The sequence below is a fragment of the Candidatus Abyssobacteria bacterium SURF_5 genome (assembly GCA_003598085.1).
Classification (GTDB): domain Bacteria; phylum Abyssobacteria; class SURF-5; order SURF-5; family SURF-5; genus SURF-5.
This window is the reverse complement of the sequence record QZKU01000083.1, coordinates 1-10,225: the sequence shown is the minus strand read 5'-3', so window position 1 is coordinate 10,225 and position 10,225 is coordinate 1. Positions and strand designations below refer to the sequence as shown.

Sequence of the window (10,225 nt, the reverse complement as noted above, 5' to 3'; positions counted from 1 at the left end):
AAACACCAAAGCTATCACTCAGAAGAAAAAGAACAAAAGCCGCCCTCGATCAAACTTTCCTACAGAAATTACTCGGAATTTAGATGCGTAAGCCCTGCGTTTTCACATGCGCCCCATTGACGGCGATATGAAAATCTGTTATAATTATTAAAAATTCTGTCCTCGAAAGGGAGCCCCAGCCGGCATGCACAAAGGTTTAACTTCTTCTCTTCTGTTCGCTTCATTCCTGTTTGTCCATCCGTTTTCGGCTGATGCGGATCTTGTAAAATTAAAGAGCGGCCAGGTCCATAAGGGAGCGGTCACGGCTGAAGAGGAAGATCGAGTGCAGTTAAAACTCGAAGGAAGCGGCGTGCGAATCTGGTTTCAAAAGGACCAGATAGCGGCACTCGAAAGGGATTCGAAAAAGGCAGACGACCCGCCGAAAGAAGATCCGCAATCGGAACAGGAACCCAACACGGAAGGTCTCAGCGAAGATGTGGTGCGCGCGCGCGAGCTTCTTGAAAAACTACGTGCTCAGCCCGAGTTGGCGACAACCAATCGCAACAAACCGCGATCTGAAAAGAATTCGGTTTCGCCCGAGGATGCGGCTCCCTTGGCGCCCGCTGGCAACGATGCCGAAATAGAGAAGTTGATCGATCAGTTGCGGAATGGAAAATATTACGACCAATTGAGCGCGTGCAAGAAATTAGGAGACCTGGGGGCTGAGGCGGCTATCCCGCATCTGATCCACTACCTTGATGATGAGAACTTCACGATTCGTCAGGAGTCCAATCGATCGCTCATAAAGATTACCGGCAATGATTTCGGGTTTGACCCAAAAGCGAATCGAAATGTGCGACTATGGACGATAGATAAATGGAAGCAATGGTACGAAGAAGAGAAAACAAAGAATGCGGGTTTTAATTTAAAGTGGTTCAGATAAAGCTTCCTTTTTCGTTTCACGTCCCGGCACCCCCTCAGATGTCTTGCTCGAACAACTCGCCGAACGAGTTCTCGCCATATAGAAAGCAGTGATTTACTGTCACAACGTCTTCAGGATCTGCAGATCCATGAAAACCTTTTGGCACAATGTACCGATCCCTCCCGTAAATGCCGCCTGTGTTCCATCACCGCCTGAGTTTCCAAATTGAGAGGAGCATGGCTCATGGAATTGTACGACGACCTGTTTCAGGAGTTAAAAAACGAAGCTGTTTTGCTGCCGCCGCAAGTCGGCACTCCTTCGGCCCTGCGGGGATTTCAACTGCAGGGTCAATTGGTTCAGCCAGTCTGGCGCCGAAAGGATTACCTGACCGATACCTGGTGTCACATCAATCTTGCGCGCGCGAAGCGCCCCTTTGCCGCGCCCCAGCTGGCGCCGTCGACTGATTCGACTTGTTTCCTCTGTCCCGGCAACGAAGGCGCAACTCCGCGGGATGTCGAAACAAGCGGAGATACCTTGCGGATTGGTGATGCTCAATGGAGCCTGAGAGCATTCCCGAATCTTTATCCCTGGCTGATTCATCATGGAAACATCGTCGAGAGCCCGCAGCATAAACTGAGCTTGAAGGATATCGACGAGGAGGAACAGTTTCTGGCGCTGCAGGCTATTCAGGGCATCTGCCAAAAATATGAAGAGGCAGATCTTCATCCCATGGTTTTCAAGAATCAAGGGTGGGGCGCGTCAACAGCTCATACTCACTGGCAGTATGGAGCGCTCCCCTATCTGCCCAAGCGCATTGAACACGAGCGCACCCGCTCCAAAGTGTTCGCGGAAAAATGGAAGATGAATGTATTCGATGCAATCCTTTCATGCGAACGCGACATCGGCAAACGATTTGTGACAGAGGACGAAGTCTTTGGCTGTGTAGCGCCATTTTCTCCACGGACAAATTATGAGGTGTGGTTAATAGCGAAGGAGAAAGTGTCTTCGCTGGCTGAGGCAAGCAAAGAGATGCTAGGTGCGCTGTCGAAGATGATGGTGCGCTTGTTTCATGTGTTGTATCATCACGTGCATATCGATAGTTTATGCGCCGTCTGTCATCAGATCAAGGATGAACCGGATTACCGTTTTCATCTGGAAGTGCTGCCTTTCAAGCATTGGGCCGGCGCCGAGCGCGGTTTTGAAGAGTATGTTGTGGAAGTTACACCGGAAGATGTTACATCCTTTCTGCGAGACCATCTCTTGTAGCAGATCGGATGTGATCTATACGTGAAACCGGAATTTGACGATGTCTCCGTCGGCAACCCGGTATTCCTTCCCTTCGAGTCGCAGGTCTCCGGATTCCTTCGCGAGGTGCGTTGACCTTATTTTGTTGAATGCCTCAAATGGTATCACTTCGGCCCGAATAAATCCGCGTTCCATATCGGAATGAACCTTGCCCGCCGCCTGGAGCGCGCTTGTGCCGGCGGGAATTGACCATGCCCGGATTTCTGTATCCCCGGTTGTGAAAAACGATATGAGCTGCAGGTGTCGATAAACCTCTCTTATAAGGCGCTCAGTGCCGGCTTTTTTCAACCCGAGTTCCTCAAGAAACAATGACTGTTCTTCCGGCGCCAATTCGGAGATCTCTGCCTCAATCCTGGCGCAGTACTGCATGACGGAATAGCCCTTTCCCGCGGCAAAGTGGGCGACCTCGGGGTAACCCTCTTTGCCGATGGCGGATTCGGAAATGTTCAGCAGCATCAGCGCGGGCTTTTTCGTCAAAAAATTGAATCCGGCAATGGTAGCCTGCTCCGCCTCCGAAAGTTGCAGGAGTCGAAGCGGTTTATTCTGGTCCAAAAATGCTTTTATTCGCTGCAGCACGTTCTTTTCCAAGCCCTCCGAGTGTTCCTTTTGCATCCTCTCCAATCGCTTCTCAACCTGGATCAGATCGGCCAGCATCAATTCTGTCTCGACATGTGCTGCATCTCGAGTTGGATTCACTGAATCAAGGGGATGAACCACCGATGGGTCCTCGAATGCGCGCACCACTATAAGCAGGGCGTCAACCGCGCGTATTTCATTGACTACCTGCTGACTGAGCGCCGCCCCCTTGTGATCGATTCGCCCGGGGTCGAAATCCATGAAATCAATATCCGCATGAACGATCTTTGGCGGTTTCAGGAGTTCCGCGAGCCGATCAAGCCGGTCATCGGGTACTTTTACATTCGTCAGGTGTATACCCTGGATTGAGGTCTCATGCACCCCGCCGGAGAGGCTGCGAAAGACGGTCGATTTGCCCGATTGCGGCAAGCCGATCAAAGCCACTTTCATGGTGCTCATCGCTTTCCTCGGTTTGTTTCCTTCCGCGTCGAATGACCGTATTATAGTTTGAACGGGGGGGTATGCGCAAGCGCCTGCCTTTTCTTTGCGGGCGGAAATTTCTTGCTCGCGGCAGCGTAGGGGCACATACTATCGTTGTAGAAGATTCAAGAAAAAATACTACTTATATGACCCGAGTCAGGCAAACCTCTGTCGCAGAACGGGCGGAAAAGACTTGATGGACGACAACGGATTCAATCTGGCAAGCGGACTTCAGCCGGACAGCAGGAAGCAGTTGTTAGAGGTTTCGGTTTTTCTTTTTTTGATTTTTCCTTCTCTCATCATTTCCCTCCTCGTCTCGCAGCGTCAAATGATGGATTTCCCTGTGCTGGCCGTGAGCGCGATCCTGCGCGATCTCGCCCTTATGGCTCTGGTATTCTACTTCATCTGGTCAAATGGTGAACCGATGCGCCGCATTGGATTCACGTATAGAAATGTCCGGACCGAGGTCGTGCTTGGGGTTGTTCTTTATGTTCCCTTCCTCCTCCTGATTTCGGCGCTGCAGAATGTCCTCATAGAAGCCGGCCTATCCGCTCCTCCGGAATCGCTCCCTGCCTACCTCAAACCTGAGGGAGTTGGCGAGTATTTTTTGGCACTCGTGCTGGTTACAGTCGTGGCCGTCTCGGAGGAGGTAATCTTTCGCGGCTATTTAATCCTGCGGTTTGCGAATGTGACGGGAAATCTTCTCCTGGCGGCCCTCCAGTCCGCTGTCATCTTTTCACTGGGACATGGATATGAAGGTAGTGCGGGAGTTGTGTCCGTGGGAGCCATGGGGCTGATTTTCGCGGGTGTCTACCTGTGGCGGATGAGTCTTGTCGCCCCGATTGTGATGCACTTCTTGCAGGATTTCATAGGGATCATCGTAGCACCACTTTTTACCTGAAGATGCGGCATATTTCCGCTTACGATAGTTGGCTTCACGAGGAACACGACGGCAAAACGTTTCTCAAGCCATGTTCCTGGAAGGAGTCGGAATCATGAATGAAGTCGTTCGCTATGCACCTGGCCAGCCCGGCGTTCCTCATCGTTCGATGTCAGGCGGGAAGAGCGGGGTTGGCGCGGCCCTCAACCCACAGAGTCGGGTGTGGTTCACCATCGGCCATGGCATTTTGAACGAGATTTATTATCCAGACCTCGATCGGGTATGCACAAAAGGCATGGAGTTTCTCATCTCGGACGGGAAGGAATTTTTTTCTGAAGAGCAAAAGGATACATATTCTGAGATGAAACTGCTCGACGACGGAGTGCCTGCGTACCGGGTGATCAATACCTGCTTGCAAGGCAGGTATCGAATCGAGAAGGAGATATTCTCTGACCCGTGCCGGGAAGTTGTCCTGCAGCATATTCGGTTCATACCGCTGATGTATTCTTTATCAGAATACCGTCTGTTTGCCCTGTTGACGCCTTGTCTGGACAACGCGGGAGACGATGATACAGGCTTTTGCAGCGAATACAAGGGAGTTCCAATGCTGTTTGCAGAGCGCGATCATGCAGCCCTTGCGCTCGGATCCTCGGCGCCTTGGTTGCATTGTTCTGTCGGTTTCGTCGGAGTCTCAGATGGCTGGCAGCAAGTACATGAGCATAAACGATTGCAGTGGAATTACGGCCGGGCTGAAAATGGATACATTGCTCTGACGGGAGAAGTTGACCTGCAGGCCTCCAACGGGAGTTTTATTCTCGCAATCGGATTTGGCAGGTCCTTCCTCGAAGCTGCACAACGTGTGCGCGCCTCACTCCTGTGCAACTATGATTCCGCAAAGGAGCAATACACCAGTGAGTGGCGCCGGTGGCAAGAGACCCTGCGCCTGCCGTCTCACTCTGGTGACCAAAAACGCCTCGCATCGATGAGCGCAGCCATTCTTCGCATTCACGAGTCGAAAGAGCTGCCGGGCGGCTCCATCGCAAGCCTCTCGATACCATGGGCATTTACCGGAGGCAAGAATGATCTCGGAGCGTACCATCTGGTCTGGCCGAGGGACATGGTCCAATCAGCCGGAGCCCTCCTTGCGCTTGGCGCACGGGATGATGCGCGCCGCGCGCTTCTTTACCTGCAGGCAACACAGGAGCGGCAGGGACATTGGCCACAATGCATGAGGCTTGACGGCACTCACTACTGTGACGGAACTGAGGCGGCTGAGGCCGCCTATCCCATCCTCCTGGCGGAACTGGCGCGAAGGGAAGAGGCGCTGGAGCCGCAGGACCTGACAAGACTGTGGCCGATGATAAAGCGGGCTGCAGGCTTCATCGCGCGTACCGGACCCGTTAACGAGGTTGAGCGGTGGGAGGAAGAGGGCGGTTACTCCCCGTTAACACTTGCGATTAGGGTCGCCGCGCTCCTGGCGGCCGCTGATTTTGCCGAGATCAATAGCGAACCGGTGATCGCGGCCTATCTGCGCGAGACGGCTGACTGGTGGAATGCCAACCTCGAACGGTGGACGTACGTAAAGGATGATGAACTGGCACGGCAGAGTGAAGTCAGCGGCTACTACGCACGATCGGCTTCGCCTTGGAAAGCGAATCCGTCTGCTGCGCCTGCAGACTTCTCCACAGATTCTCAGGCTGCCGACAAAGACGTTTCGCCCGCTGCGCATGTCTCCGCTTCCGACGCGCTTGCTCTCGTTCGGTTCGGCCTCCGCATGCCGGACGACCGCCGCATCGTTGACACCCTGAAAGTCGTTGATGCCCTTTTGAAGGTCAGTGCTCCGCAGGGGCCGCTCTGGCGCAGATTCGCGAGGGACACCTACGGCGAGAATGAGGACGGGAGCGCGTTTGCCGGCAATGGGAAGGGCCGATTGTGGCCGTTGCTTGCCGGTGAGCGAGCTCATTATGAATTGGCGGCCGGAACGCGCGAGGCGGCCGAAAGTCTATTGAGGACACTGGAGGGATGTGCAGGTGGCGGAGGAATGCTTCCCGAGCAAATATGGGATAGCGCAGACATTCCGGAAAGTGAGTTGTACTTTGGAAAACCGACGGGCTCGGCCATGCCTCTTGTGTGGGCGCACGCCGAATGCCTTAAGCTGCATCGTTCTCTCCAGGACAATCACGTATTCGATCTGCCCTCACAAACAGTTCAGCGCTATTTGACATCTCGCACCGACTCCGTTTTCGCTCACTGGAAGAAGAATAACAAGATACGCGTGATGCGTCCAGGAAAAGATTTACGACTGGAATTACTTGCCTCTGCGGACGTACGCTGGAGCAGCGATAATTGGAAATCGATTAACGATTCTCTTACCCGCGAAACCGGCGTGGGCATCTGGGTAGTCGAGTTACCGGCCGCTCGACTACCCGCAAATACGGTGGTACGTTTCACCTTTTACTGGATTGACGAGAGGCGGTGGGAGGGGAAGGATTTTGAGGTCACTATCGCTGATGAAGAAAGCTGACAGCAGCCTTTTTCCGTCTTGACATACGCCGATTGCGGGATTATAATTTCATGGGCATAAGCGCGGAGCCGGGGACCCATCATGGAGCACAGCCGCAAAATACGGGTCGTAACTCAGCGGGGCACTTTTTATCTGGATGTCGATGGAAGACCAGATGGCGCAGACCCGGTCCTGCCTGAATATCTAAAACGGAAAAAGGAAGCGCAGGGGGTGGGCATTTTTGTGCTCGATGATTCAGATGTCCAACGGCTCAGCGAAGAAGCTTTCCTGTACCGGCTGAGAAGGGAGTACTTCTTCAAGATAGGCGATTATGCCCGATCCGTCCGGGATGTAAATATCGGAGTCCAGATCATCGACCTGATCACTGCCCATGCGTCTAACCCCGAATTGTGCCTGTTTTTCCTCCAGTTCCGCCCCGACCAGGAGATTTTTCGAAGAACTGCCGAAGCAAAGCTTGCCATAAAGCAGAAAGACTATCTGCTCGCTCGTCAAAGAATAGAGCTGGCTGCCGGTTTCCTGCAGGAAATTGCGCGTGTTCATCCTGATACTTTCCCTGAGGCATGGCTGGAGACCCGCCTCCAACAGCTCAAGAAGGTGTATGACGAGGTCGGTGAAACGTGGGAGAACGATCTCTCTCCGTTGAGGAATTCGCCGCCGACGCTCGAGGAACAACTGAGAGTCGCGATCGCGGCGGAAGAATATGAACGCGCCGCTGAAATCCGGGACCGTATTCGGAGGAGAGACTCGTCGGCAAGCCGGTAAAAAACGGACAAAAGCAAAAATTGCGTGAAACCTGCGGGTTCCACGCAATTTTTCCTTTGGTACCTAATGGCCCAGCTTCGCTATGTCTTGCGCTTTTTCCTGAACATCTTGTCGAAATAATCTTTTGAATCGATCAGGTGCAAGTCTATATTGATGAAATCTTGAATTTCTTCCCGCGAAATAGGGGCGGCATCCTGGTTTACGATTGACGGCAGAATGCGTTTCCTTCGTGAGGAACCGCCTTTTCGGCGGCCGCGCAGCTTGGGTTCTGATTCAATTCCACCGCTTTCGATCAATTCGTCAACTTTTACGGCGATCATCTCGACGATAGTCTCGAGCAGATGATGTTTTTTCTCCTCGGCAGTTCCCTCGGTGATTATTTCCTTATCGAGCGGCATTACTGTTCCATCATAAAGCAATACCATTTCACTGCAGCGAGGGCATGGACCGACAACTATTGACCCCAATGGAGGAGCCATAATCTGACCCGTCGTTTTGCAGAACGGGCACTGGACCTCTATGACTGGGAACATCCTTGCACCTCCTTGCAAGCGACGATCTGTTGATTCAACGTGCATATCGGCCGTCGCAGATTTCTCAGATTTTTGATTCTTCGGATATAAATTAAGCAATTGTTGTGCCAGAACAATCTTCCCAAATCGGCGACTTGTCTTCCTACTTCTATTTTAGCTAAAAATGAATGAAGATGTTACCCCTGCTTGCTTCTGAGCCCAGAATAGCAGCAAACAGAGAGTAAAAGGATCAAATGAGGCCGGTGAATCAGATACAGCCATTAAATTCAGGGAATCGGGGGCGACCTGCTGGGGTCAAAGGGGCGGCTGACGATGTGCGCTGAAAGAGAAGGAAAAACCGGCAAAAAGTGTCAAAACAGGCAAATTTAGACGCGCAGGTAAGGTTGCAAATGCCTCAGATGGTATCTTCCGGAGCGCACTTTTATGGCGTCAGCGCCAAATTTGGCAAGCTCATCGGGCACCTGGAAAACTCCGTTAATTGGTTTCTTTCCAGTTGTACGCAAAGCCGTCCTTCTGAGCCTTTTTGCACGGAGAATATTGCGGGTTCCCACAGGATCATAATCGAAGCATACTGTTTTCTCCGGGTCCCGCAGAAATTCGATTGCCAAGCCTATGGATATATCGCGCAAGTGGTTTAGATAATCCTGCTGAACTTGCCAGCGGGAGTTCCTTTCCACAAATTCACACGCCTGGCGCCATCGATCAAAGTCGGTCAGGTTCAGCACCCTGACGTACATCTTTTTCTTCGCCCTCAGGGAAACGATCTTCTTCTTAACTGCATTCTCGAGGGAGAGATCGTTCGCATGATTTTGAGCCTCCACCACCCGTCGCGCCAGTTCCCAATATCCCGCATCCACTTGCGTATCGGCTCTGTATTCCCAGTAGATGTGTCCAAGGCGCTTGGTAGTCGAAGTCAAGTAAAGCTGATTTGGAATATAGAAGTTGTGGGCGCCGATATCAGCCGCCAAATGGGCCAAGTAGCCATAAGAAAAGGATTTTGTGGGGGCGGACTCTGCGGCGGCCAGCATCTTTATGCCGACCGACCAGTTATGACAGTGATCGTCGCGCCGCCGATGTCCTTTGCCGATGAAAAAGTCGGCGCTGATGCAGCCGTAGAGGAAATCGTACGGAAAAGCCTTCAGCAGTTGTGCAATTGAAGGAAGAAGGAGGTGGAGATGGTCGAGAATGTATGCCCCTTTAACTATGTGGATACCGGGTCCCCAGGCAAACGCATCGCCCGAAAGAAAAATCAGCCAGGAAACGACCAGCAGGGCAAAATTGCCCACTTTTAGTGCTTTTCCGGCAGTTTTTACCCACCGACTGTTGCTTCTCATACTTCTTATTATCCGACAGGAGGAACTACAAACCTATGTCCCGGCCTGCGAACTACAAAAACGGGAACAGGAGATTTTCTCAACACTTTCTCAGCCGTGCTGCCCAAAAGTACGCTCTCAATCCCTGTGCGGCCCCGCGTGCCCATGACGATCATATCGATGCCTTCATCCTGAGCAAATTTGATAATCTCGGCAAACGGTTTGCCTTGCCGATAGGCCACTTTGTAGTTCAGCGTTCCCAGAATATCTTCAGTCGACGCCGACTTCAACTCTTGTTGGACAAGTTCATTTGTCTGCCGTTCGAGTTCTTTTTCGGTCGCGCCCATCTTAAACAGACCCGGCATTCCCAGAGGCAGCTCGATAACATGTAAAATATACAACTTCGCCTTGTAATCCACGGCGAAAGAAACCGCAAAACTTGCCGCATACGCCGAGAAATCCGAGAAATCGGTCGGCAAAAGAATTTTATTTAATTTGATCATCAAACCGGCTCCAGTATCAGTTAAGTATAGCATAAACTGAGGCAGTTTCAAAAAAGCATACACAAAGCAGCGTTTTCCACTCAAAAGATTTCTTACCTGATCTTGGCAGCAACAGCAAAAGGCTCACGGGATGTACGTGCGAGTCCCTGAGTCTTCGTTTGTTGGGTTGTCGGGGGGAATATTCTTTTTCTGATCCTGCGAGGCAAGCACGTATTCACGAATTCTGGGAAATCAATCAGCGGGCTTTTTCATCTTCCGCAAAATCATCGCACCGGTCTCGGTTTGAAAGCCGTCATATTGAAAGGAGGGAAACTCTTCTTTCCACATTTTGATGATCGCAACATTATCTTTTCTAGCTCCTCACAAGAATTTGTGGGTTAATTGTGGCATAGGAAGGTCTCCGAGCACGTGATAAAGGGCAAGCGAAAAGGTTTCAAATGTGCGGTAG

At 51.9% G+C, this 10,225-nt stretch carries 9 protein-coding genes; 5 read left to right on the top strand and 4 right to left on the bottom strand.

Features of this window, described 5'->3' with window-relative positions; translation table 11 throughout:
• Positions 1–184 precede the first annotated feature (184 nt).
• Both C4520_11995 and C4520_11990 read left to right on the top strand, forming a co-directional pair.
• Positions 185–922 (top strand): HEAT repeat domain-containing protein, encoded by a 738-nt coding sequence (locus C4520_11995; GenBank protein ID RJP19914.1) that lies wholly within the window; start codon positions 185–187, stop codon positions 920–922.
• 222 nt (positions 923–1,144) lie between these two features.
• Positions 1,145–2,167, top strand: coding sequence for a hypothetical protein (locus tag C4520_11990; protein RJP19913.1), 1,023 nt, complete (start codon positions 1,145–1,147; stop codon positions 2,165–2,167).
• A 15-nt stretch (positions 2,168–2,182) separates the two neighbouring features.
• Here the strand turns inward: C4520_11990 and ychF are convergent, their stop codons facing one another.
• Positions 2,183–3,241: a redox-regulated ATPase YchF gene (gene ychF, locus C4520_11985; GenBank protein RJP19912.1), complete on the bottom strand. Its 1,059-nt coding sequence runs from the start codon at positions 3,239–3,241 to the stop codon at positions 2,183–2,185.
• Between the two features lie 217 nt (positions 3,242–3,458).
• Here ychF and C4520_11980 point away from each other — a divergent pair, with 217 nt between their 5' ends.
• The 3 genes from C4520_11980 (at position 3,459) to C4520_11970 (ending at position 7,428) form a co-directional block, all read left to right on the top strand.
• Positions 3,459–4,163, top strand: a complete 705-nt coding sequence (locus C4520_11980; protein RJP19911.1) for a CPBP family intramembrane metalloprotease — start codon at positions 3,459–3,461, stop codon at positions 4,161–4,163.
• A 94-nt stretch (positions 4,164–4,257) separates the two neighbouring features.
• Positions 4,258–6,666 (top strand): glucan 1,4-alpha-glucosidase, encoded by a 2,409-nt coding sequence (locus C4520_11975; protein RJP19915.1) that lies wholly within the window; start codon positions 4,258–4,260, stop codon positions 6,664–6,666.
• Between the two features lie 81 nt (positions 6,667–6,747).
• Positions 6,748–7,428: a hypothetical protein gene (locus tag C4520_11970; protein RJP19910.1), complete on the top strand. Its 681-nt coding sequence runs from the start codon at positions 6,748–6,750 to the stop codon at positions 7,426–7,428.
• An 80-nt stretch (positions 7,429–7,508) separates the two neighbouring features.
• Here the strand turns inward: C4520_11970 and C4520_11965 are convergent, their stop codons facing one another.
• From C4520_11965 to C4520_11955, 3 genes are all read right to left on the bottom strand, one after another.
• The gene (locus tag C4520_11965) at positions 7,509–7,826 is read right to left on the bottom strand and encodes a hypothetical protein (GenBank protein ID RJP19909.1); all 318 of its coding nucleotides are present in this window, start codon (positions 7,824–7,826) and stop codon (positions 7,509–7,511) included.
• A gap of 500 nt (positions 7,827–8,326) precedes the next feature.
• Positions 8,327–9,295 carry a hypothetical protein gene (locus C4520_11960; protein ID RJP19908.1) on the bottom strand — a complete coding sequence of 323 codons (969 nt, stop codon included), beginning with the start codon at positions 9,293–9,295 and terminating at the stop codon, positions 8,327–8,329.
• Between the two features lie 8 nt (positions 9,296–9,303).
• Positions 9,304–9,840, bottom strand: coding sequence for a universal stress protein (locus C4520_11955; protein ID RJP19907.1), 537 nt, complete (start codon positions 9,838–9,840; stop codon positions 9,304–9,306).
• Between the last annotated feature and the right edge of the window lie 385 nt (positions 9,841–10,225).